Origin of the sequence: Prosthecodimorpha staleyi, from assembly GCF_018729455.1 — a bacterium.
Classification (GTDB): domain Bacteria; phylum Pseudomonadota; class Alphaproteobacteria; order Rhizobiales; family Ancalomicrobiaceae; genus Prosthecodimorpha; species Prosthecodimorpha staleyi.
Genome location: NZ_JAHHZF010000010.1, coordinates 252,248 through 275,145, shown reverse-complemented (window position 1 = coordinate 275,145; position 22,898 = coordinate 252,248). Strand labels below are relative to the sequence as shown.

At 65.1% G+C, this 22,898-nt stretch carries 25 protein-coding genes; 4 read left to right on the top strand and 21 right to left on the bottom strand.

What is annotated here, in order from left to right; genetic code table 11:
• Position 1: 1 nt before the first annotated feature.
• From KL771_RS20540 to KL771_RS20480, 13 genes are all read right to left on the bottom strand, one after another.
• A complete protein-coding gene (locus KL771_RS20540; protein WP_261970380.1) occupies positions 2 to 211 on the bottom strand; it encodes a hypothetical protein in 210 nt (69 codons plus the stop codon).
• A 59-nt stretch (positions 212 to 270) separates the two neighbouring features.
• Positions 271 to 2,520: a hypothetical protein gene (locus tag KL771_RS20535; RefSeq protein WP_261970379.1), complete on the bottom strand. Its 2,250-nt coding sequence runs from the start codon at positions 2,518 to 2,520 to the stop codon at positions 271 to 273.
• A gap of 12 nt (positions 2,521 to 2,532) precedes the next feature.
• Entirely contained in the window at positions 2,533 to 3,930 is a 1,398-nt protein-coding gene (locus KL771_RS20530; protein WP_261970378.1) for a phage tail protein I, read from the bottom strand.
• On the bottom strand, positions 3,923 to 4,831 hold the full coding sequence (locus KL771_RS20525) for a baseplate assembly protein (RefSeq protein ID WP_261970377.1): 909 nt from the start codon (positions 4,829 to 4,831) through the stop codon (positions 3,923 to 3,925). The genes KL771_RS20530 and KL771_RS20525 overlap by 8 nt, the downstream gene beginning before the upstream one ends.
• Positions 4,832 to 4,839: 8 nt before the next feature.
• Positions 4,840 to 5,343 carry a hypothetical protein gene (locus KL771_RS20520; protein WP_261970376.1) on the bottom strand — a complete coding sequence of 168 codons (504 nt, stop codon included), beginning with the start codon at positions 5,341 to 5,343 and terminating at the stop codon, positions 4,840 to 4,842.
• Between the two features lie 581 nt (positions 5,344 to 5,924).
• Positions 5,925 to 6,494, bottom strand: a complete 570-nt coding sequence (locus tag KL771_RS20515) for a phage baseplate assembly protein V (protein WP_261970375.1) — start codon at positions 6,492 to 6,494, stop codon at positions 5,925 to 5,927.
• Positions 6,491 to 7,342 carry a hypothetical protein gene (locus KL771_RS20510; RefSeq protein WP_261970374.1) on the bottom strand — a complete coding sequence of 284 codons (852 nt, stop codon included), beginning with the start codon at positions 7,340 to 7,342 and terminating at the stop codon, positions 6,491 to 6,493. Before KL771_RS20510 ends, KL771_RS20515 begins: the two co-directional genes overlap by 4 nt.
• Positions 7,339 to 7,740, bottom strand: coding sequence for a hypothetical protein (locus KL771_RS20505; protein WP_261970373.1), 402 nt, complete (start codon positions 7,738 to 7,740; stop codon positions 7,339 to 7,341). Before KL771_RS20505 ends, KL771_RS20510 begins: the two co-directional genes overlap by 4 nt.
• A 15-nt stretch (positions 7,741 to 7,755) precedes the next feature.
• Complete coding sequence (locus KL771_RS20500; RefSeq protein WP_261970372.1) at positions 7,756 to 8,085, bottom strand: DUF2190 family protein; 330 nt, start codon at positions 8,083 to 8,085, stop codon at positions 7,756 to 7,758.
• Positions 8,086 to 8,140: 55 nt separating this feature from the next.
• Positions 8,141 to 10,222, bottom strand: a complete 2,082-nt coding sequence (locus KL771_RS20495; protein ID WP_261970371.1) for a prohead protease/major capsid protein fusion protein — start codon at positions 10,220 to 10,222, stop codon at positions 8,141 to 8,143.
• A gap of 8 nt (positions 10,223 to 10,230) precedes the next feature.
• Positions 10,231 to 11,784: a phage portal protein gene (locus KL771_RS20490; RefSeq protein WP_261970370.1), complete on the bottom strand. Its 1,554-nt coding sequence runs from the start codon at positions 11,782 to 11,784 to the stop codon at positions 10,231 to 10,233.
• On the bottom strand, positions 11,784 to 11,996 hold the full coding sequence (locus KL771_RS20485; RefSeq protein WP_261970369.1) for a phage head-tail joining protein: 213 nt from the start codon (positions 11,994 to 11,996) through the stop codon (positions 11,784 to 11,786). The genes KL771_RS20490 and KL771_RS20485 overlap by 1 nt, the downstream gene beginning before the upstream one ends.
• Before the next feature lie 10 nt (positions 11,997 to 12,006).
• On the bottom strand, positions 12,007 to 14,028 hold the full coding sequence (locus KL771_RS20480) for a phage terminase large subunit family protein (protein WP_390867318.1): 2,022 nt from the start codon (positions 14,026 to 14,028) through the stop codon (positions 12,007 to 12,009).
• Positions 14,029 to 14,402: 374 nt separating this feature from the next.
• Between KL771_RS20480 and KL771_RS20475 the strand changes: the two genes are divergently transcribed.
• A complete protein-coding gene (locus KL771_RS20475) occupies positions 14,403 to 14,573 on the top strand; it encodes a hypothetical protein (protein ID WP_160321237.1) in 171 nt (56 codons plus the stop codon).
• Between the two features lie 239 nt (positions 14,574 to 14,812).
• Here KL771_RS20475 and KL771_RS20470 read toward each other — a convergent pair whose 3' ends face one another.
• Both KL771_RS20470 and KL771_RS20465 read right to left on the bottom strand, forming a co-directional pair.
• Positions 14,813 to 15,163, bottom strand: a complete 351-nt coding sequence (locus tag KL771_RS20470) for a hypothetical protein (RefSeq protein ID WP_261970368.1) — start codon at positions 15,161 to 15,163, stop codon at positions 14,813 to 14,815.
• An 857-nt stretch (positions 15,164 to 16,020) separates the two neighbouring features.
• A complete protein-coding gene (locus KL771_RS20465) occupies positions 16,021 to 16,527 on the bottom strand; it encodes a hypothetical protein (protein WP_054359357.1) in 507 nt (168 codons plus the stop codon).
• A 116-nt stretch (positions 16,528 to 16,643) separates the two neighbouring features.
• Here KL771_RS20465 and KL771_RS20460 point away from each other — a divergent pair, with 116 nt between their 5' ends.
• Positions 16,644 to 16,865 (top strand): hypothetical protein, encoded by a 222-nt coding sequence (locus KL771_RS20460; protein ID WP_054362053.1) that lies wholly within the window; start codon positions 16,644 to 16,646, stop codon positions 16,863 to 16,865.
• A gap of 98 nt (positions 16,866 to 16,963) precedes the next feature.
• Positions 16,964 to 17,548, top strand: a complete 585-nt coding sequence (locus KL771_RS20455) for a DUF3489 domain-containing protein (protein ID WP_261970367.1) — start codon at positions 16,964 to 16,966, stop codon at positions 17,546 to 17,548.
• 52 nt (positions 17,549 to 17,600) lie between these two features.
• Here the strand turns inward: KL771_RS20455 and KL771_RS20450 are convergent, their stop codons facing one another.
• Positions 17,601 to 17,813, bottom strand: a complete 213-nt coding sequence (locus KL771_RS20450) for a DUF7220 family protein (protein WP_261970366.1) — start codon at positions 17,811 to 17,813, stop codon at positions 17,601 to 17,603.
• Positions 17,810 to 19,069 carry a site-specific DNA-methyltransferase gene (locus KL771_RS20445; RefSeq protein ID WP_261970365.1) on the bottom strand — a complete coding sequence of 420 codons (1,260 nt, stop codon included), beginning with the start codon at positions 19,067 to 19,069 and terminating at the stop codon, positions 17,810 to 17,812. Before KL771_RS20445 ends, KL771_RS20450 begins: the two co-directional genes overlap by 4 nt.
• A 33-nt stretch (positions 19,070 to 19,102) precedes the next feature.
• Between KL771_RS20445 and KL771_RS20440 the strand changes: the two genes are divergently transcribed.
• Positions 19,103 to 19,774 (top strand): hypothetical protein, encoded by a 672-nt coding sequence (locus KL771_RS20440; RefSeq protein WP_261970364.1) that lies wholly within the window; start codon positions 19,103 to 19,105, stop codon positions 19,772 to 19,774.
• A 392-nt stretch (positions 19,775 to 20,166) separates the two neighbouring features.
• On the opposite strand, the gene KL771_RS20435 is transcribed toward KL771_RS20440, so the two are convergent.
• The 4 genes from KL771_RS20435 to KL771_RS20420 all read right to left on the bottom strand — a co-directional run bounded on the left by KL771_RS20435 (position 20,167) and on the right by KL771_RS20420 (position 22,213).
• Positions 20,167 to 20,772, bottom strand: coding sequence for a hypothetical protein (locus KL771_RS20435; protein ID WP_261970363.1), 606 nt, complete (start codon positions 20,770 to 20,772; stop codon positions 20,167 to 20,169).
• A gap of 144 nt (positions 20,773 to 20,916) precedes the next feature.
• On the bottom strand, positions 20,917 to 21,471 hold the full coding sequence (locus KL771_RS20430; RefSeq protein WP_261970362.1) for a hypothetical protein: 555 nt from the start codon (positions 21,469 to 21,471) through the stop codon (positions 20,917 to 20,919).
• Positions 21,468 to 21,686: a hypothetical protein gene (locus KL771_RS20425; RefSeq protein ID WP_261970361.1), complete on the bottom strand. Its 219-nt coding sequence runs from the start codon at positions 21,684 to 21,686 to the stop codon at positions 21,468 to 21,470. Before KL771_RS20425 ends, KL771_RS20430 begins: the two co-directional genes overlap by 4 nt.
• Positions 21,683 to 22,213: a crossover junction endodeoxyribonuclease RuvC gene (locus KL771_RS20420; protein ID WP_261970360.1), complete on the bottom strand. Its 531-nt coding sequence runs from the start codon at positions 22,211 to 22,213 to the stop codon at positions 21,683 to 21,685. Before KL771_RS20420 ends, KL771_RS20425 begins: the two co-directional genes overlap by 4 nt.
• Between the last annotated feature and the right edge of the window lie 685 nt (positions 22,214 to 22,898).

The window sequence follows — 22,898 nt, the reverse complement described above, 5'->3', positions numbered from 1 at the left end:
GTCAGACCCGCTCCGCCGCCAGGATGGCATCGTCCGGCTGGCGCTCGAGAGTAGAGCCCAGCACGATGGCCGGCGCGCCGGCGCGGATCGTCAGAGCGCCGAGCCGGACCGGCTCGGCAAAGCGGACGCGATAGAGCGCTTGCGGATCGAAGCGCGGGGACGCTGTCGCCGGCGCCGCAGCGGGCGTCGTCGTGATGGACCTGCGGGCCATGAGAGTGTCTCCGATGGCGATGGAGCGAGGGTGGGCGAGAGCTGTGGCCGAACGGTCCGTCAGGCTGCGGCGTGATCCCACCGCTCAGTGACGCGGTACTCGACCGCCGGATCGCTGATCGTCATCTCGGTGCGGATCTTGTAGCTGGCGATCTCGCCCGCCGAAAAATCGAAGCTCGCGACATAGTCGATGCGGCCGTCCGAGCGTGTCGTGAAGCTCTGCGCCGCGGCGGTCTTGGTCGTGCCATAGCCGGCCCCGTGCAGGAGCTTGACCCCATGTCCGTGCTGGGCATCGTCGTAGCCGTCGAGGACCTGGCGGACCGTCACGGCCGGCGTGGTGCCGGCGGCAAGGGTTCTGGCGGTCGAGATGTGGACGCCGGCCAGCGCGGCCTTGGTGGCCGTGACCCTGCTCTTGGCGAGCACGATGCCGACCGCATCGTCCTTGGTGGCGTTCCAAAGCATGCGCAGGGGCACGAGGTTCGGACTGCCGGCGAAGAGGGCAGCATCCTCGGCTCCGATGGAGCGCCAGACGCCGGCGATCTGCGCCTGCACGTCGAAGTCGACCGCGTCGGGCCAGATGGCGGTCGCGGTGAAGTCCATCGCGTCGATGCCGCCAGCCCGGACGATCGAGGTCAGTTCCACGATGGTCAGTTGCTGGGGGAAGGTCGCGAAGACGAGGCGCAGATTGAGGTCGGCGGCCAGGATGCCCGACCAGTAGACATCGTCGGTCGCCGTGAAGGCCGTGCCGTTGGTGAGCTCGTTCACGTCCGACGCCCAGACCTTGTGGGCCCCCGCCGATTGCAGCACGACCGCATAGCGCACACCCCGGGCCAGATGGGCCGGCGGCAGCACGATCCGATTCCAGCCCAGCGTCAGAGCCGCATAGGCGACCGTCACGGTCTCCAGCGTCCGGGTGAGGTCCGGTGTGCCGTCCTCGCGACAGCCGCTTAAGCTCACGCGCAGGTCGCCGCTGGTGGCGAGTTCGGCGATGTTGATGCCGACCGCGGTCAGCCAGCCGGCCTGGGCGTTGAGGACGGTTTGGGCGATGGTGGCGCCGGAGACGGAGGTGGTCGTCTCGCCATGGTCCCAATAGCCGTCAAAATCCTCGATCGTGATCCAGAGACCCCACTGGGTGTTCTTGAGCTTGCGCCAGCGGTAGCGGCGGATGTCGATCTCGAACCAGGTATCGGTCGCCGGGTCGAGCAGGCGGACCATACCTTGGGTCTTGGCGATGGTGTCGGCGAGGCCGCCGTGGCGGGTCTTCCACCACTTGAACGCGATCGACTGGGTCTGCTTCGTCTGGGTCCGGGTCACCACCGGATAGGTGGCGAGCGCGAGCTTCTGCTTCTCGCTGGCGACCTCCAGCCGCGTCGTCTCGGTCCAGGCCGGCAGCATGACGCCGTTGGCGCCGACCTTGACGCGGCTGTCGACCGGATTGAGCAGGGTCATGATCTGGGACGTTGGAGCGGGCGCGGGCAGGTGCAGGCCGGCCGCGACCCGGGCATTATAGGCGCCGTGGGTGGTGTCGCTCTCGTCCTCGGTGGCAAAACTGTCATAGCTCCAGGCCGAGGCGTCGTCGGGGATCTCCAACTTCTCGCGGATGATGAGCAGCGCCTGCTCGATCCGGTCGACATCGCTCTGACCGGCAAGGCCCGAGACGGTGCGGGCGAGACCGGCGAGATCGGTGCGCAGCGTCGCGATGAGGCCGGCCTGCAGAGCCTGCTGCGCCTGCAGCACCGTGATGGCCGCGACCGCATCCTGCAGGTTCGGGGCAATCTGGGAGGTTTGCTGGACGGGGACGTCGACGATACCGGTCGACGACAGGGTGATGAGCGCCAAGAGGGCATAGTCGACTGCGACCGTCGGGGGCAGCGGTGCGAGGCTCTCGGCGCCCTCGACCATGCCGATCTGCACTTTGCGGGTGACGCGGGTCGCGACCGTGTTGGCGACCGAGGCACGGGTGGTGGCGTCGGTCAGGAAGCGGCGCGGGTCGCTCTCGGTCGTCACCTCCGCACCGCTCGCCACGATGGCGATGATCTTGCGGTTGGCACCGGCCGGCAGGTGCGGGGCAAGGTTCAAAGACAGGGCCGTATCGAGCCGGTAGGCCTGACCGGCGGTGAAGAAGCGGCCTGTGCCGACCTGCGCCTCGTTGGCCGAGACCTTCGTGACCGCGAGGCCCTTGTAGTAGACCGCGCGGACCAGCAGGTTGGCGACGACGGCATCGACGGAGACACGCACGGCCTCCTGCAGGGCGTTCAGATCGACCGGCGGCACGCCCTGCCGCTGCTGGAAGGGGATGCGCTGTTCCATCGGTGCACCTCGTCAGGCAAAGAGGTCTCGGATCGACGTCATCTCGCGCAGGCTTTTGGCGCTTCGGTGATTGGCATCGATCAGGACGCGGTCCCGCCGGCTCTTTGCGGTGTCGATGGCGGCGCAGATCTCGGCGAGGGCGGCGAACTCGTCCTCGATCAGGTAACCGAGGGCGTCGTCGTCGCCCGGCACGTCGCCAAGGAAAAGCCCGAGCGGATGCGACGGTTCCAACCGGTCGACGGTGAGCTCGGCCTCGTAGGCCGGTATGCCGAGACGGTCGACACCGAGGAACGAGAAGGCCGGTCCGTGGGTCTCCGGGACATCCGGATCGACGAGGCGCCAGCTGTCGACGTATGCCGTCAGGACTTCGGTCTCGTCGGCGAGATAGCCGAGCGGTTCGGCCGACCCGAGGCCGTCGATCAAATCACCGGCGCATTCGTCCAGGAACCATGTCGCAGGTGCAGGACTCTCCGGATAGAGCCGGACCGGATCGACATCGAGGACATCGCGGCCGATCACGGTCGGACCGGCGAAGTCGGCGAACGTCTGCCGGCCGCGGCGGATCAGGGCTGCGTAGGTTCGATCCGTGGATGCCAAGAAGGCGCAGCCGTCTTCGTCGCCGATGAAGCCGGGATCGGGATCACCGGCGGCATCGTCGAGCGCCAGGAACCAGTATGGGTCGGAGGGCTGCGGGACATGCAGCCGCTCGACATCGGCGATGATGCCTGAGCGCGAGCCATCCTCGCCGAGGGGCTCGATCACGAGTGGCGTCTCGCGGCCGGCAACGATCAGGACGGCCTCGGCGCCGGTGAGGGGCTGGTCCTCGGCTTCGAGGCAGAACAGAGCGCCGATCGTCACATCCGGCTCGTCGTCGTCGAGGAAGACCTCCAGCGGCCCCATCGAGACCTCGCCGTCGGCGATGCCCTCGGCGGGATCATCCAAGGCGCCGGCCTGGTCGGCCGAGCCTCTGCGCATCCAATGCCGGATCTGGATCTCCGGCAGTCGCGCAAGCCAGGCGGCGCGGCCAAACCCGTCCTCCTCGTCGAGAAAGAAGAGGTCAGGCGGGGTGCGAACTGCAACGATCCGGGCGTCGACGAGGCCGAGATAGGCCTCGATCCCGGCGAGCGTGCCTTTGAGCCGATGCAGTTCGATGGCGCGGGCGATGACCTCCCGCTTGCGGGTTGTTGGCCAGGTCTCGATCCAGAGATCGACGGAATATACGGTCGCGAGCCAGGGCAGCAGCCGTTCCGCGCAGCGCGCGGGGTCGAAGCAGGCGGCAAGATCGTCCCACGGAATGGCATCGCGGGCCTCGGCCGAGACGAGTGATAGCGCACGTTCCACGGCCATCGCGCTCGGCGGCAGCAGGTCGAAGCCCGTGTGCCGCCCGGCAGCCGACGCGCCCTCAGCCATGCAGTCGTTCCACGACAGTTGCGGCGATGCTGGTGCACCAAGGGGCTGCATAAGGGCTGCGGGCGATCGAAGTGACCGGGCTCATGACCGACACCATCACCGCACCAGCCGCATAACCCGCCGCTGCCAGCGCGGCGAGCGGGACCTCCCCGCCGGCGCGATAACGCTCCGCAGTGATCGTCCCGAGCCGGGCGACAATATCGGTGCGAACCGCAGCCGGATCGGGTCCAGGCAGGATCTCGGCGGTGAGCGCAACCGCGTAAGGTTCGATGGTGGCCGCCAGGACCGAGACCTGATCGGTCAGCGGTCGAACCGTCTTGGCGTTGAGCGCGGCCGAGACAGCCGCCAGGGTCTCGGTCGCGACCGTTTGACCGTCCGGGGCGGTCAGTACCACGTCGACGGCACCGGGCTGGCCATGCTCGTCCGGACCGACGCAGCGCACGTCCCACGCGCCCGGCCAGGCGGTCAGCGCGGCGAAGACATAGGCGTCTTCCGAGCCGGCCGCCGGCGCGCCGAAGGCTGCGAAGTATCGGAGCCGCAGCGCGTCATCCGGCTCCATCACGGCCGGGGAGGATGGTGTCGCCGGGGTCAGTTCCTGCCGGAGAATCCCGGCCCGCAACGCGATGTGATCGAGATCGGTGCCGCGCGCGAAGGCCGGCAGCAAGGCCCGAAAGCCTTCGTTCAACCGGTGCCGGTCGAGCATCTCGCGATAGGCGTCGACCCGCTGCAGCCGGACCAGCGGGTCCGTCTCCAGGCCCAGCACGTCGACTGCCGGCAGTTCCTCCTGCAGCCGCGCCAGACGCTCGACCAGCAGGGCTTCGAAGTCGATGTCGACGAGTACGGCCGGGCGGATCGCCTGGAGGCGGGAGAGGTCCAGGCGCGTCGACAGGAACCGGGTCATCGACTGTCCTATCCGGTAATGGCAGCACCACCGCGGCCGGCCGGCACAAGATCGATGCTGCGACGGCCGGCAGAGGTCGGGTCGCCACGATGGGCACGCGGCAGGTAGTCGCCCTCTGCGATCCAGCCGGTTGCGCCTGTTCGGTCGGAGCTGAGTTGCTGGATCGCCGATGGCCGCAGGTTGGGCACGAACAGGAGGAGCGCCACGCCAACCGCCCAGCGGAAGCGCTGGGCTGTCCTCACATGGGCGAGTTCGCCGAAGAGCTGACGCGCATTCGAGCCGACATGCGGCCGCATCACCTCTTCGAAGTAGGCGGTGGTCAGAACCCGTGACGCCGACTGCATTACCCAAGGCCAGCCGGTCACCAGCCGGCCGGTTGCTGCGTCCATGCCGGTCGGCTCATTGCCGGCGAGCGGCGGCGGGGCGATCGCGGCGGCACCGGCAGCCTCGGCGTGCCGGCCTGATGCGCGCAGGCGCGCCCGGAGGGCAACACGATCGACAGGCATCAGCACACCTCCGGCTCAAGCGCGGATAGCATTCGATCCGACGCCGTCGCTGGTCTGAGGGGTCTGCATGGTCTTTCCCAAGAGGAACACCGCAGCCTCGCCAAACGACACTATGGGTTCGATCGGCCTTGCACGCGGAAGCAGGAGAATGATGCCCATCCGCCGCTCAAAACCCGTCTCGGTCGCTATAAGCGAAAGCTGCATTCATGCGATCGCTATAACCAATTTATACGATGGCGAAGATGCTTTAGTCAGAATAGCATTTTTGGGGCGAAAGAGGATTTGTGCGATGCATCATCTCTCCAAGTTGAAGACATTTCTGGAAGACGACAAGATTCATCCTCTCGTCCTTGAGACTGTCGAGATGTCGTGGAACGCAGCGATACAGGCGTCTTGCCATTACCTGGAAAGTCGTGGCCTGAAGCCCGATTCTGTCGAAGCCTTCAGAACCCGATTGAAGATGGAAGGATGTAGACTTCCAACCATGAACCCGTAAGTTTGAACATTGGGGGGGGTAGAAGATTTTGTGATATCTGCGATCGCAATCGGAATGCGGGAGACCCAACCACCTTGCGGCTGGAGGGACATCACTCCGGCACGCCGGTCTTGGCCGGACCGGGCATTGAGTCGATATGGCGGTGTCCGTCGCCGATCTCCTTGGCGTTGTGCTTCACCGACGACCCGTCGATCTGGACCTTGTCGGCCGCAAGCTTCAGGCCTGGCCCCGTCAACTCGAAGGTCGAACCGCCGGCGACGATCGTGGCTTTCGGCACGGTGACCTTCATCTCATCATGCAGGATCTCGATCTTGAACGCGCCGTACGTGGCGACCGGATGCGGCCCTTGCCCAGGCGATACTGCCTGATCCGACCAGGTCATCGGCAAGGCGACGGCCTGGCGCAGGTCGCCCGACGGGGAGACCAGGGTCATGTTCTGCCCGACCACCGGCGGCGTGTGGACCTTCAGGCCCGTCGATGGGCCGGCGATCTGGCCATAGGGAATCCAGGGCGACAGGAAAGCCTGATCGGCCTCCGGCGCGATCGTCAGCCGGACGAGCCCGTTAGCCATGTCGACCTCACTCACGGCTCCGTGCCGCACCATGCCGGCGACGCGGCGCTCAAGTGCCTGGATCCGCTGCACGGCTTCGAGCCAGTTCATTGCGAGGCCTCCAGCCCATCGCCTAGCACGATCTCGTAAGTCCGAGCCTCATCAACTACGAATGTCGCGTCGCCCCCTTGATCTATCTCGATCATTGCCACGAGCGCGGCTTCGACTTCCGGGGAACCATCCCCCTCCGGCACGATCCCCAACGCCCCGACGCTCTGCCGTGCCAGTCCCAACCGACCCGCCGCAACCTGCCAGGACCCGATCCCTTGCGGCTCGGCGATCTCCGCCTCGATGAGATCGGCCAGCGCCCGGTATTCGGCCAGCTCTGGGTCTGCCGCATCGAGGCTGCGAAGTGCCGCGATGAACGTGCCCCAAAGGCTGTCACCGGCCGGAATGGTACCAACATCCGGATCGGAGACGGGATGGAGGTCGAAGACGATCTGGCGAGCAGCATAGCGCTCGCCCTCAGTGGCACCGCCGCGGAGGAGGCGGATGCCGTTCAGTTCCATGCGGAAGCGCCGCCATAGGTCGCCCCAGGTCGGATTGGTGGAGAGGGTGCGCATGACCTGGTGCACGAGAATGTCCATGGTCCATTCCAGACCACGGTCGGTCGGGGGTACGCCGACGATGGTGGAGCCGTCTTCGGCGAGTGCCCGGACCCCGACGGCGATCTCGATGACGAGCAAAAGCCGGTCGACGGCGGCGAGGAGCGAGGCGCCGTGACCTTTGGGTTCGCCGGAGGCCTCATCGATCGCAATGGTGATGAAGGGTTGGGTCTCGGCCTGGACGATCACGTCGATCGGCTCGAGCTTGGATTCGTAAACGCAGTCGCCCGCCCAGGTCGCGCCGCGCAAGGCGAGGTAAGTGCAGGCGCGGATGGCGAGGGCGACGAGGCTCAAGAGGCTGCCTCTCTGGTGAGGTGCAGGGTCACAGCGCCGAGGTCGTCGAGATCGACCTGGGTGATGCGGTAGCGGGGCGATCCGGGCCGGTCGACAAGAACGAGGAGGTCGCCTTGGACAGGCTGATAGCCGAGTTCGGCGACGAAGGCGGCCGTGACCGTGGCCCAGACCCCGGCGAGCATGACCCGCGTCTGGCCGAGGGTGTTGGCGCCAGCCTTGCGGTCGGCGAAGAGGGGGCGATCCTCCGGCGCGATAGAGATCACCGCGCGGATCGTCGTCATGCTGCGATCAGGATCGGGGCTCGGGGCAGCATTTTTGCCGCCCTTCATCGGCTGAACGAGAACGCTTTCGCCAAAGGCCCGCTCGACAGCACGCCCGGCAAGCCTGTCGAGGAGCATTCGGGTGGACACCGCTCAAAACGACCCGTTGAGGCGCACCAGCCCGGTCGCCGACGGATTGGCGGCCGCCGCCACCGCGACGCCGATGAGCGTGTTGGACGTGTTGACCGTCGTGCAGAGCTTGGCGGCATCGTCCCAGTAGACCTTGGCGCCGACCGTCCAGGCCTGCGCGCTGGTCTTTGCGAGTTCGAACACGCCGCAGACGGCCGCCTCGACGGTTGCGCCGGAGAGCGCAGGGCTGGTCGCCACGCCGAAGATGGCGCCGACCAGGAGGCCGGCGCCGGCGGCGACATCGTAGGGTGCGGCAAGGGTGAGGATCTCGCCTCGCTGGACGACGTTCTTCATGAGAGGGCTCCCTCGACGTTTGGCGTGGCATTGCTCGGCTGGGCTTGGCGTGGGATCACGCGCCGGCATTCCTGTAGAGCCCGCGGAAGTCGGCGGCCTCGGCCGCAAAGTCGTGCCGGCACTTGATCTTCATGCCGTCGACATCGAAGCCCATCTCGGATTCTACATAAGGCCCCGACTGACCGGTCATGGTGGCGTAGACGACCGTGTCGACGCGGTCGCTGGCGAGGAGCCACTGGGTGGCCGAGCCGTTCACGTTGAGCCCGAGATCGTCGGGCTTCTTGACGCCGAGCGAGAGGCGGGATTCCACGATCGGGGTCAGCGAGCGAATGAACTCCGGCACGACGTTGGCGCTCTGCTGGGCGTTGACAGGCGTCAGGATCTGGGCCGCGGTGAACTCCAGTTCGGGCGGGATCAGGAGGAAGCGCGGCGTGAGGTTCAGGACCGTCTTCTTGTCGAGGTCGGTCTGCAGCCCCATGGCGGAGCGGCCCTTGTTGATTGCCTCGGCCGAGAGGGCGGCGGCCGGGTTGGCGAGATTGCCGTGGGTTGCGTGGAAAAGGGCGGTTCCGTCCGACTTAAGGACCGGGTTCGCCAGGAGCTTCCCCCAGACGAGGTCGGATTCGAGCGTGGCGGCCGACTGGCCGAACTCGGCCGGGATCGACCGGAAAGCGCCGAGGTCGTCGTTGATGATCATCTGGCGCGTCATGGCGACGATGATGCCGTAGGTCTGCAGCCCGATCGTCTCCTCGCTCTCGGCAACGACTCCCTGGCGGTACTCGCCATGCTCGCCGAGCCGCTTCAGCTGCGGGGCGAGCCCCTTGCGCAGGATATGGGCGAGCTTGAAGTCAGGCAGCGTGATCTGGCGGGTGAAGGGACGGAAGGTCTGCGGGGCTACGTCATAGGCCGCGCGGAGCTCCTTGTTGACGACGGCCGAGAGCAGGAAGGGGAAGTCCGAACTGGTCATGGCGCGGCGCGCGATGTCGTCGGCCTTCATGCGCCGGGTGGATTCGCCGCGCCATTCCAGGCACTCGGCCGCCATGCCGAGGGTGGTGAGGCCGAGGAACTGGCGGGCAGCGTCCGATAGGGTGGCTTCGCGGGACCCAAGGCCGCGAGCGAACAGATAGTCGATCGCGGCGGCCCGACGGGTCTCGGTCTCGTCCTGGCCGATACGGACGGTCGAGCGGATCGCCGTCGTCGCTTCCGCGTCGACGAGCCGATCGAGCAGAGCCGTGCGGAAGGCGTCGATGGCAGTCCCGGCGGCAACATGTTCGGCGCCGAAGCTCGGCAGGGCGTGGCGGCTCGAGAGCGCAGTGATGGCGGCCACCCGCTCGCGCTCGGCGCGGACGGCGGCCTCGGTCGCGGCGCGGACGGCGGCTTCCTGCGAGCGTACAATCGTCTCGGCGGTGGGATCGGCCGTCGGGGTGTCGCCGCGCGGTCCGTCGGCGATGGTCTCGGGATCCATCGAGGTCTCCTTGGATGGTGCCGGGGCGGCGGAAGAACGAGGAGGGGTGCTGGGAGCGGTCTGAGCGGCCCCCGTCGCAGGCTGAGGCGAAGCCGATCGCACGAAGGCATTGGCGTCGGCCTGGACGGAGACGAGCGAGACCTCGAGCAGGGCCCAGCGTGTGGCGGTCCAGTCCTCGCGGCCTGTGGTCTCGTCGACGGCGGTGATCTGCCACCTGTCGACGCGGTAGCCGACCGAGATGCCGGTCAATTCGCCGCGCTCGATCTGGCCCGCGGCCTCGTGGGCCTCGGGGGTCTCGGCCAAGCGGATCACACCGACGAGGCCGTCGCCTTCGATCCAGGCCCGCTCGACGGTGCCGAGCACGGCACGGCGGTCGTTGGAGCGGTGATGATCGAGAAAGCGGACCTGGCCGGCTTCCAGCCGGGCGAGATCGATCGCGTCCGGCGTGATCTCCAGGATCTCGTTGCCGAACCAGCGGCGGACCGGCGCGGCGGTGGTGAACACCGCCTCGAAGGTGCGTTGGGTCCGATCGAAGCTGCCCGGCTTGAGACGGACGCTCTCCACCAGAGCGATGCAGTCCGAGACGGCTTGCGTGGGCGCCAGCCGCTGCTCGCGGCCCAGCATGGTGTCGCCGACGACGCCCACCGGCATCGCACGCTCCAACTCGTCATCCATGATGGTCCTCAGGTCTTGGGCTGGCCGGATGCCGCCGCTTGTTCGGGCGCGGCGCTCTGCGCCTCGCTCACCTGCAGGACGCCGGACTTCGCGACCTTCCTCGGATCGCTGTCGAGCACGATGCCGGCCGCATCGACCGCGGCGTTGAAGGCCACGATCTCGGCGAGCACGTCGTCCGGGTTCCGGCCGCGCTCGTGCACGATCTCGGCATGCGAACGGGTGCCGGCACGCATGTCGAGGAGGTCGGCCATGGCCTGCTTGAACGGGTCGACCGCCGGCATGCGCGGCGGTGACCACTCGACCGCGACCGTCGCGGTCGGGATCAAGCCGGCGTCGTAGGCCGCCCCGCAGAACCAGGCCCAGACCCGCTCGCAGAACATCGGGATCAGGATCTGCCACTGCACCTGTTCCATCAGGCGATAGAACTCCTGCATGCCGAGACGGCCGGAGATGTAGGAGACATGGGCGAGGTCGCCGGAGATCAGCTCATAGGGCACCCGGAAGCCGGCCGCGATCGCCTGCAGCGAGACGCGCTTGTAGGCCTCGAAGGCCCCGGTCGCGACCGGCGAATGGAACTTGATGTCCTGCCCGCCGTGCAGGTTCAGGAACATGCCGGGCTCGAAGCGTTCGACCCGGAAGCCCGAGCCGTCGAAGATGCCGAACTGGCGTTCCTCGTCTGCCCCGACCGTGCCGCCGAGACGAGGCTCGGGATCCTCGCCGGTCACGACCCCGACCGTGCAGGCCTCGATCTGCTTGCGCATGACCTCGGCCTCCTCGTAGGTGCCGAGGTCTTTGAGGGACGCCATCGCGGCGACGCCCCAGGGCTCTCCGCGATCCTGGTCGCGGCGGAGCTCGAACACATGGGCGATATCGTCGGCGGGCACGCGTGACGAGCGCCCACCCTTCGGCAGGATCCCGGCGGGCCGGATGGCCCCGGGGTGGATGGGAAACAGCCAATAGCCGGTCGGTCGCTCGAAGGCGTCCTGCTCGACGCCCTGGACGGCGATGACCCCGTTGCCGAGGTCACCGTCCTTGGCGCTGTCGAGATGGTCGGCCTCGATGACCTGCAGCTGCAACGGCACTGGCAACCCGTCGGCGAGCCGCCGCGACCGGCGGCGGAGCAAAACCTCGCCGGCCTCGATGAACTCGCGACAGATCAGGGTCTGGAGGCCGTAGAAGTCGAGCCGCCCCTTGGAATGGCAGACCTTGGTCCAGGCATCGAACAGGGCGTCGACCTTGCGGTCGAGGCGTTTGTTGCCGGACTTGGCGCGCGGCATGATGCCGGAGCCGACAGCGTGGACCACGATGGTCGAGACCGCCTTGGCGGCATGCGGATTGTTGCGCACCAGATCGCGCATGCGATCACGCAAGCTCGGCAGCGCGAGCGCCAGTTCGGCATTGGCGGACGTGCCGCGCGGGCTCCAGCCGGCCGAGCGCCGGCCGCTATCGGCTCCGGCATAGGCGCGCAGCGTCGCCTCGAAGGCGTGGCGGTCGCGAAGCCGGCGTCGCCCGGCCGCCGGCGCGACGAAGCCGATGGCGCGGTCGAGCCAGGTCGCCGGCATCAGGACCGGCCGGGATGGACGGCGGCCAGGATCGCCTTGCGGCGGAGGCCGCCGGCCTGCAGCCCGCGCAGGAAGTCGAGCCGCTTGCGCAGGTCGTCGTAGGAGGCATAGGCGACCTCCTTCTCGACGCCATTGACCCGCGAGCGAACCTTGAGCGCGCCGCTGGCGATCGCCTCGCGCAGCGCCGCGATCTCTTCGTCGAGCGTGGTCATGCGGCGTCTCCTAACGGCTGAGCCATCCGCCCGATCGGGCTCGGCCGGGTCGGATCCAGCGGTTCGGCCGGACCGGCTTCGGGGCACTGGAGTTGCGGGCGGCTTGGGGCAGGTCCGGACGGACCGGAACGGGGACAAGAGCACGCTCGACATGTGCCGGTCGGGACTGACCCGCCGCCCGGGCGGCCTCCACGGCGGCGGCGATCTGCTCGGCGGTGGCGTTGAGCTTGAAGCCGAGGGCGAAAAGCCCGTGGAGCGCCGCGTAGGCGTAGACCCGGCAGTCGAGCGCCTCGTTGCGGGCATGGTCCGGCTTCCAGAAGAACGGCACCGAAAACCCGCGGATGAACTTGGTCCGCTTCACCTCCGCGGTCAGCTGCTCGAAGTAGCCGGCATCGCGATCGGCCGGGAAGTGGCAGGCGCCGGCCCCGGCAAACTCCGGCCCGGTCCGCGCCAGGCGCTTGTAGATCACGTCCTTTGCCGCATGCACCCCGACCGAATAGAGGTCGATCTTGCCCTTGTTGGTGCGGCCCGGTCGCTTCGGCCAGATCGGGGCTCGATAGTCGCTCGCCCCCTTGATGCCCCAGACCCGGCGCTTCTGGCGTGGCTTGACGAACTCGTAAGCCGCAATCGTGTTGTGGCCGCCGGTGTCGACGCAGACGGCCGAGAGCGCCATGCCGTCCGGCGCGCCGAGATGCGGCCAGCGCTGCAGGAGGACGCTGTCGAGCTCGTCCCACAGCGCCGGTGCCGACGGATCGCCGGGAATGACCCTGAAGTCGATCGACCAGGACTCCTCGTCGCGGCCCCAGCCGACCACCTCGAGCTCGATCCGGTCCGGCTGGACGTCGACGCCGGCGGTCAGGCAGGCGACCTTGGCCGGAAGAACTGGCAACCGCTCACCCTCGACCTGAAGATAGTCCTCCCGGACCTCCATTAGGCCCGCGGCATCGACCCGCTCGCCGGAGGCGTCCTCCCACTCCTCGCCGAGCACCGTGTTGACGAAGGGCTGCAGCAGCGCCGGGTCGGCGCGGTTGTCGTCGCCGAAGGCGGCGCGGAATTCCGTTGCGCAGTCGCCCCAGGACTTCCACGGCGAGTACAGGCTCGACAGGTGATAGGAACGCAACCCCGCACGCTTCGGCTCGGCAGTCGGGATCCAGGCGCCGCCGGCAATGAGATCGGACTTCCGGTGTTCGGGATGCTCGTGACCGCACGCCCGACAAGCGAACACCGCCGCCTCCGGCGAACTCTCCGGCCAGCGGATGCCTGACCAGACGATCGGCTGACGCTCCCCACAGTCGTCGCACGCGACGTGGAACCAGCGCTGGTCGCCCTCCCGGAACGCCTTGCCGATCCGCGAAAACCCCTTCACGCTCGGCGTCGACAGCATGAAGATCTTGCGCCGCAGGAACGTGTCCGAGCGCTTGATCGCCAGCGTGACCGGATCGCCCTCGTCGTCGACATTGGCCGGATAGGCGTCGACCTCGTCGAGCACCAGGTAGCGGATCGGCGAGGATCGGAGCGCCGCCGCGGAGTTGGCCCCGGTCAGGATCAGGACGCCGCCGAGATACTCCTTCGAGAACATCGTGTTCGAGGCGTCGCGCGACCGGGCCGGCGGAATGCGCTCCTGCAGGACCGGGCTCGCCTCGATCATCGGGTCGAGCCGGGTCTTGGAGATCCGCTTCACCGTCTCGACCGTCGGCATCACATAGAGCGCCGGACCGGGAGCATGATGGATGGCGTAGCCGATGAAGTTGAGCCCGGCCTCCGACATGCCGACCTGCGCGCCCTTCATCACCACGACCGTCTCGACCGTCGAGTAGCTCGACAGCGCGTCCATGATCTCGCGGAGATACGGCGTGCGGTCCGTACGCCAGAGCCCCGGCTCGGCCGACGCCTTGGAGCTCAGCACACGGTGCTCGTCAGCCCATTCCGAGACCGTCACCGCGGCGTCCGGGCGGCTCTCCTCGCAGAGGACCGTCAGCGCCCAGTCGTGGTCGGTCAGCATAGAGATAGAGAGGCCATGGCGCTCCGGCACGTGCCGTGCTGCCGGTCCGACGCATCCATCGGCGTTCCTTTTATTACCCGTTTTGGGGGTCGCAATCAGAACGTTGAATTGTGAAAATCAACACCGTTCAATTGGATACTCAATTAAATATAGAGTGTTATCAGTGTCATGGATAATTTTTATGTAAATTTTATTTAAATCGCATCAAATATCCTTATTATATATTAATACTTAGAATCCCATAACAACTGTAGGTCAATCGATGTACTTGCCGACGCTCATTACATTCATGGTTCAGATGAAACCATGCGAGTCGAGTCAGGCATGCCATGCCCAAGTCGCCCAAGACCATGCGAAACCGTAAACGGGCACTGTCTGCCACAAGGCGGGCCTGGAAAAGGTTCGTGCGCCGGCACCTGATCGACGACGCACCTCCCGATCTCGACGAAGTCGAAGCCATCATCGACAAGTCGCCGCGCACTCCGACAGATCGGTTCCTGACGCTCCTTGTCTTTCTCCTCTCGATCGCCGTGTGGCTTCCGATCTTTGCGCTGTTCGTCGCCTCAAACTGGTGAGGCGGCGCGCTTCCAAATGAACGTCGTTTGCCTTCGTTGGCCTCAAGCCGACCCTGATCGAGAGGCGCGCTCCATGTGTTCCCTGTTGGTTCGACTGCCTTCGATCCGTCGAAAGCAGGTGGCCTGCTCTTCGAGAATATGGCACGCAACAAGCACACCATCGCGGAGCGCCCCAAGACCCCTGAGGATGCCTCGACTACGACCAGAGATTATCTATTATCGAAGTCGATAGCAGAGGCTTACGTCTGAATGTCGGGTTCCTGGCGGAAGGTACGGAGTAGTTCTTTCGGCAAGTTGATGTCGGCGACGATGTAGCCGCCGCTTTCGCTCCGATGGAGGTGTCCTGCTTTGGTCAGCACAGCAAGCCGGCGACGCGTGGTCTGATAGGGCATCTGAATGAACGCTGCGACGGCTTGCGCGGGTGCAGGGTAAAGAACCTTATATCTATAATTGATTTCGACGACCGCCAACACAATCAGAATGTCGTCAAACTCCAGTCCATGAGTAGCGCGCAGTCGATTGAATGTAAGGATGAAGCGTTTGACCTGCTCTACCAGCCCCAGCATATCCTTTAAATCGTAATCAGCCATGATTCTACCGCAAATTTATCGTTGAATTATAAATGTATAAAAAATATAATCCGAAAAGGAGGGTTACTACTCACTGAAACGCCTCACTCCGAACAATCTGCAGTGTTTTTCGACAGATTCTCTGATCTTCCAGCCTTCGGTAAACATTGAAAATTTGTCCGGTTTGGCGGAACCCTCTCTTCCCTCCCGCCGATGGATCGCCCGCTGCTCCACCGTCCACATTCCAAATCACCACTCAGATGGTCTCGGTATCGGCGAATTACACTACCTTGCCGGGTGCAATGACCTTTCGGGTCTGGCTCTGAGCGGTCGGCTGCCCTCCTAGGGTCAACGGCGTCGCGCCAGGCACATCTGCCGCATATCGTTCCCCCGGATGAAGGGCCCAGCGGCCGTTGAAAGTGTACCGAAGATCGGCGTCGCGGATGAAACTACACCGTCCAAAGCATAGGCTGTGCTGATCCGCGTCCCGGATGAACGCGCAGTTCGCCTCGGCTGCGCTCATCCCGACCATCATCTTGAAAAACGACCGCCGGATCAAAGGGGTGCCTCCTGGCTTGTCTGAGGCTCTCGTAAGGATGCGGCGCGTGAGGACGGGTGGTTAGAGAGTAATAATCCTCAAATTAGGCTATATAGCCGATATCGAGCGCATCATCCTCAATAGCTGAATTTATTCTTTTTTTTCAACACTGGATTGATAAGATCAAATTAGATCGAAATCCGAGAGGGTACGGCGGTTTCTCGGCCGCCGGTGGCTGATCTAAGGCTTCCTCCAACGAACCTTGGCCGCTGCACGCTCCCAGGCGTCAGCGGCCATGCCATTTTTGGAAAGGCTCGAACTCCCATCGATCATAACGAAATCAGTCTGGCAGTGTCGGCTTGGCGTTGGCGATCTCGTCGAGTTGCAGGCGGACGAACCGATCCAGGCTCGCCATCAAGCTCTTAGGTTCGCAGCCGACCTCCGCGGCGATCTGCTGGCCGTAGCGGTTGGGGAAGTTGACCCACTTGTCGCGGATAAGGCGGGCGAAGGCGGTCAGGCTGCGCCGAACTTCGTCGCGGTTGACCGTCTCGGCCTTCACCTGCCGCAGCTCTTCCTGCAGCAGCTGGACCTGCAACGCCTTCTCGGCGGTCTTCAACTGGTCGAACTTGGCTACAGCGGACGCCGAGGCCTCCGGCGTTGACGCCGTCATCGGCCGGCCACCGCGGACTTTGCTTGGGTCGCGCGTCGCGTGCCAGCGCTCGACCTGGGTCATCTCGTCGATCGTGCCGTCGGACGACAGCACCACGCGGCCGGACTTGATGCCCTTCCGGATCGCTTCGTGGCTGACGCCGACACGCTTGGCGAAGTCACCGATCGAGAGACCCATCGATGTCCTCGCGATCGGCCTCAGATCATGGGGTGATGTGATCGACGACTTCGATCATTTGCCTTGGCTTCGGTCAAATAGAACGCATTACTCCGTCACGACCGGAGGACATGACGATGCTGAAGCGCAAGGACAACACCAGGGCCCTGGCCGCCTTCCTGGCCAAGAAGCAACAGATCGACGCGATGCTTCAGCGGATCGTCGCGCTCAGCGAAGATCACTTCCAGGTCTCGCCCGACGACGTCACCTGGGGCCATGTCGGATCGCTCGAAGACTACGCCGCCCTCCTGAAGCGCATCACCGACAATGCCTTCCACGAAGGCGAATATGCCGACTGAGCAAGGGCTCCAACATCCTGACGGCCCCGCCCCCTTGCGGGGCTCGCACCCGTAGCGGCGCCGCGATGGTCGTGGCGCCCAGACGACGGGAGACCGACATGGCCAAACTCACCGACACCCAGCTTCTGGTTCTCAGCTCCGCGTCGCAACGGAGTTCGCTTAACCTCCTGCCGATGCCCAATCATCTGAAGGGAGGGGCCATCCCGAAGGTGCTGCACGTGCTCCTGACCAGCGGACTGGTGGTGGAAGTCGAAGCGGTCGAGGACGAACCGGTTTGGCGGCGCATGGACGACGGTCGCGAGACGAGGCTGATCCTAACGAATGACGGCCTCGCGGTCCTCGGCATCGAGCCTGTCACGTCGCCGGACGCTGCGCTACAGGCAGGCGGCGGGGGCGATGTCGCCGTTCCGGTCAAGACGTCCGCGCCCGAAGCCCCGGTCGCGCCCACAGGTGCCAACGGCGCACCGGTCCGCAAGACCCGCGACGGGACCAAGCAGGCGAAGCTCATCGCCATGCTGAAGGCGCCCGCCGGCGCGACCATCGCCGAGATCGCCGAGGCGACAGGCTGGCAGAGCCACACCGTCCGAGGTGTACTCGCCGGGCCGCTCAAGAAGAAGCTTGGGCTTGAGGTTGCCTCGGCCAAAGAGGATCAGAGGGGTCGGGTCTATCGCATAGCCGACTGACGGTGACCGACCAGGAGCCCGCCTTCGGCTCACGTCCCCGTGGCGGGCATCGTCATTCTGCAAGCCGGTCGAACAGCCGTCGCAGCAGATAGCCCCTCGCCAGCGACACGACCGTGAAGACGAGGCCGATCGTGAGGTGATCCGAGAGGGCTGCCTTCAGCCCGAACATAGGGAAGACCACCATCTGGGTGAGAACCGCGATTCCAAAACCGACCAACACATTGGCGCCGGCTTCCACCAGCGACAGGCTGCGCGACTGCCTCATGCAGCGTCCTTCCGCGCGTCGATGGTGCCGGCCGATCGGTCCGCCTTGACCTTCGCGAAGGATCGATCAGTTCCTTCGAGGGTGGCGGTCGAGCCCGTGAACGCCTGCCAGCGCTCGACCGCAATATCAACGTAAGCGGGATTGAGTTCGACCGCATAGACCGAACGCCCGGATTGCTCGCCGGCGATGATGGTCGTGCCCGAGCCCGAGAACGGCTCATAGACGGCTTGCCCCGGCGACGAATTGTTCTCTATGGGGCGACGCATGCATTCCACCGGCTTCTGCGTGCCATGGCCGGTCTCGGACTTTTGCGGCTTCGCAATCGCCCAGACGGTCGTCTGCTTGCGATCTCCGGACCAGTGTCCCTTGCCGCGCACGGCGTACCAGCAGGGTTCGTGCTGCCAGTGATAGTCGCCTCGGCTGAGGACGAGTTGCCCCTTGTCCCAGATGATCTGTGATCGCAACTTGAACCCGGACGCGATCAGGCTCTCGCCGGCAGTTCCGGCAAACAGGCCAGCGTGCCAGACATAGGCCACGTCTCCGGGGAAGAGCGCCCAGGCTTCCCGCCAATCCGCCCGATCGTCGTTGAGCACCTTGCCCTTGGCGGCGGTCGACGTGTTGACCCCGGCACGTTCCCGCCATTCCGGATCGTAGTCGACGCCATAGGGCGGGTCCGTGACCATCAGATGCGGCCTGACTGCACCGAGAAGGCGAGCGACGGCGTCGGCCTGGGTGGCGTCGCCGCAGATCAGGCGATGGCGTCCAAGAACCCAGAGGTCGCCCGGCACGGTGGTCGGATGCGGCGGCGCTTCGGGAATCTCGTCCTCATCGACGAGGCCGGAGGCTGTCGCGGCGGCCGACGCAATCAGCCGCTCAATCTCGGCGTCGGAGAAGCCCGTGATGGCGGCCTCATAACCCTCGTCGATGAGCGCCTGGAGTTCGACCGCAAGCAGTTCGTCATCCCAGCCGGCATTGAGTGCCAGCTTGTTGTCGGCGATGACCAGCGCGCGCTTCTGCGTCTCGGACAGTCCGGCGAGCGTGATGGTCGGCACCTCGACCATGCCGAGCTTGCGCGCCGCCAGAAGCCGGCCGTGGCCGGCGATGATACCCCCATCGTCGTCGATCAGGATCGGGTTGGTCCAGCCGAACTCACGGATGGAGGCGGCGATCTGGGCAACCTGCTCGTCGGAATGGGTGCGGGCGTTGCGGGCATACGGAAAGAGGCCATCGACATGCCGGTAGTTCACCTGCAGCATGCGAGTACCTCCGCAACAGAGACACCACCACCGATGAGCTCACACAACCACCTGCAGCGATTTGACGATTCAATGAACATCATTTCTGATGCCGTATCCGCTGTGCTAAAGCATCCGCTCCCCACGGATGAGCTTGACCCCAGGGGCTACCGGCTAGGGTACAAATCTCTTGTTATGCTAGGCTCAAGAACTGACTGGCTGGACCCACACGCCATTCTCGCGATGATGTACGCGTCATATGGATGGATGCCGACCGTTCTGAAGCTGAGACAGGATTGGGAGCAATCTGCAAGAGAACTCGGGCAGCTTGTGACAAGTTTACGAATTTGCGCGCGTTCAAAAGAGGAAATCTTTCGAATTCTGACTCACGCTGGCGAACGCGGTACACTCCTTTCTGTGAACCGCTCTGTCGTGGGAACAAGCAAGTTACTGCATTTCGCAAACCCAGACCTCTGCCCAATTTGGGACAAGATCATTGCGACTCGATTTGGATATTCGGCCTCTGGGCAGAGTCACAATAGCCCTGCGGCATATTTATCTTACTCACGCGCGATCCATGCTTGGCTTGACGGACACCCTTCGGAAATTGGGAGGCTTGCCGCCCTGGCGGGCGAAGACGTTGGACCGCTGCGGCGTGTTGAATTCGCCTTATTTTTGGCGGCGCGGATCGAAGGTCAGCCACTAGACGGCCCCGAGAAGGATTAGTTTCCAACCGTTTCCAACCCAAACCCACAAGAGCCGCTAGCGGATTCTCGGGCTGCGCGCGCACCCGCGGGCAAGGGGGTGCCGTAAGGACCCAAGGCCTCCCAGAAGCTGCACCCGCGCTCTGCAGCTACGGGACCATGACTATCGTGGCGTCAGCGCGGGATACCCGCGGGGCGATGGACTCGGGGATCACCTCGATGGCGCGGACAAAATGGAACCCGCCCCGAAGAGCGAGTTCGAAGGTGTTGAGGCTGGGGATTCTCGGGCCGTCGTGGCGTCTTCAGACCCACTTTCCGACCATGGCGAGAATCTAGAGTTACGCAGGAAACCACGCAATACAGAAACGGAACGGGCGTTGTCGATTATCCATAAGCGACTGTTCTGACGTGCTTTTATGGAACAATCCGTGCAAGTCGCTTGGCCAGATTCGCTTCCATCTCCCGCAGAGCCGTCGCTTCGAACGCGGTGCAGGTCGCGCCCTTCACGATCTCCTTGGCGACCGACGGCCCGAACAGCTTTCGCGTCCGCGGTGAGCTTGGCAGGCGGGCTTTGTACGTGCCGTCGGCTGCCACGAACGAGCGCTTGAAATTGTGCGCCACCCGCCAAGACCTGGCGGTGACGAAGCCGATGTCGGACGGCGGCAACGGCCCGAACCGGCCAGCACCGTCGCGAGGCTGCTGGCGCCAGGTCCGACCTTTCGTCCGACTGCCGCGGACCGGGAACTCGACGATCGGCAGGCCCTTGCCGCTGCCCTCGATCACGTAGGTCATTGGGCCGGGGATGAACGAACGGGTCGCGGCGACGACCGTCCCGTAGCGCTTCGTCCCCATCTGCTGGTGCAGGCTCTTGCGAACCACGGTCCTGGTCTTGTCGCCGGCGGCGCGCACGCCTTCGTGCAGGGCGCGTTCCAGCCGGCCTGGTGCGGCGAGCAGCATCGCTGCCGACAGCATACTGGCGATGCCACGCCCGTCATATGTGACGACGATTGTGCCGGACATCGGATGCTCATGGGTTTGAAGAGGATGTTCCGGAGGGGTCGAGACCCACTTCCGGACCATGGGAGAATCCTAGAGTTACGTCGGACAGGCTGCAAGACGGAAGCTGAAGTGCCCTTGTCGTTTTCCGTCAAGACATTGTATTAGCTATCTATTCCTCTCCATCGCAGCGCTCATTCGGCTGTTGCCACGCGACCGGCTCGCCAACACCCCAAGCGCGGCGACCAGGATGCCCTGGGCCGCTTCATGGCGAACGGCCCGGCCACCCCAGCCCTGGCGCATCGACCATTCCCGAAGCGACGACTGCAGGCCGACCACGTGCCAGACGCAGGAGCCGGCCGGCGAGCCCATGCCGCCCAGCGTGTCAAGCGCCCGGAACACGCTCTCGCGGGCGCCAATCTGCCGATCGCTCATCGTGCCCATGTGGGTGCCGGGCGCGTGAACCAGCACAAGCGACGCCGACGGCATGCGATCGAAACTCGCGAGCGTGAAGGCCGCTTCAAAGTCGCGGGCGGCGCTCAGCATGTCGCCGTCGATCGTGCCGGCAGCGAACATCCGGCCCAGCGTGTCGACAACGCGGTGGTGGACGACGCGAACGCCATCGGGATCGGCCTCGACAACTTGGTGGGTCACGAGACGCGCCGACGGCTTGGCGGGCCGGTCAATGGTGGCACGGGCCTTCCGCTTGCGTCCCGTGCTCATCGCCTTCCCTCCCGAGTGCCGTAGAGCTTTTCGCCGATGGTGCGGATCAGTTCACGGTCGGCCCAGCCAAGACGGGGGTCGTTGAGAGCGACGACAAGAAGGCCGTGATCCCGCCAGCCCGCCGCCTTCACGGCGTCCGGGGCAATCGAGGTCGGGATCATCCGCCCGAGCACACAGCTCGGCTCACGCGGAGCGCCTGGGAGGGGGCGGCTCATCGCACACCTCCATCGGTCTCGGTCGCCCAGATCAGAATGGCGATGGCGTCTGCTTCGTTGTCGTCGGCCGGGACGAAGCCATGGGCGCGCACCGCCGCGGTGACGGCGGCCTTGTTGGCATTGCCCTTGCCGGTGATATGCCGCTTGATCGTCCCGACCGGAACACCCTGGTAGGCGATCGAATGCGTCTCACACCAGGCGGTCAGGGTTGCGAGGAAGCCGCCGTAGATGTGAGCGGCGTCGGTACCGACATGGCGGCGGACCTCTTCAAAATAGACCGCCGAGATCCCACGCGCTTGGGCTTCGATCTGGTCGAGCCAAGACCGGAAGCGCAGGTAGCGCATGCCGCCGCCGTCGTAGCGACTTGGGCGGAACGAGACCGTCCCACTGGATATGTGCCCGTCCGGCGAGCGCAAGGCCCAGCCGGTCGCGCTGCCAAGGTCGAGGGCGAGGAAGGCGTGATGGTCGTTCGACAGCCGGCGGGATTGAGCCGTCGGGTCGGTCGCCGAGATCAGGGATTTCTGCATGGGGAAGGCTCACGGGACTGCGTGGGCCTTCGGCTTTGGTCGTCGCGAGAATAGCTTCAGCGCCCCGATGTCCGGAAGCCAAAATCAGAAGCGGCAAGGCCGGCCGGATCGAAAAGACACAGACCCGCGCCTCTCCTGTCACCAACCCCGTGGGAGGTTAGTGACAGGAAATTCCGTTCTACGTCAAATGGTTGGTCCGATAGTCACCAACCTCGGCTGTCACCAACCTCACCAAACATATTCCTATAGGGGTGTGAAACCCCAAAGCCGGACACCGCCTCCTTCATGCATGTTTGAAAGAGGTTGGTGACAATGGTGACGTTGGTGACAGCGTTGAATTTAATGAGGAAATTTTGTCACCAACCTCGTTTGGAGGTTGGTGACAAACGGGGGGTTGGTGACAGGAGCCACCCTCGACTCTCTTAGTGATCGACTCCCTGCTTCAAGTCTTGATGGTTGCGCTCGATGTGCCGATGCAATTTGGTGCAGATGATTAGGATTGGGGTCTCCGGATTTTCCGCGGGGGCGATCAATGCCCTGCCGCCCTGGAACTGGAAGCCGAAGCCGGACCAACACGTCGTTGCCTGACGCTCCCCACCGTCAACGACGGGGACCGTGGTACTCGCCGGATGCGCACTCCGTTATTGCTACCCGCGAGCATTGCCAGCCCGCAGGCACAGGTCTA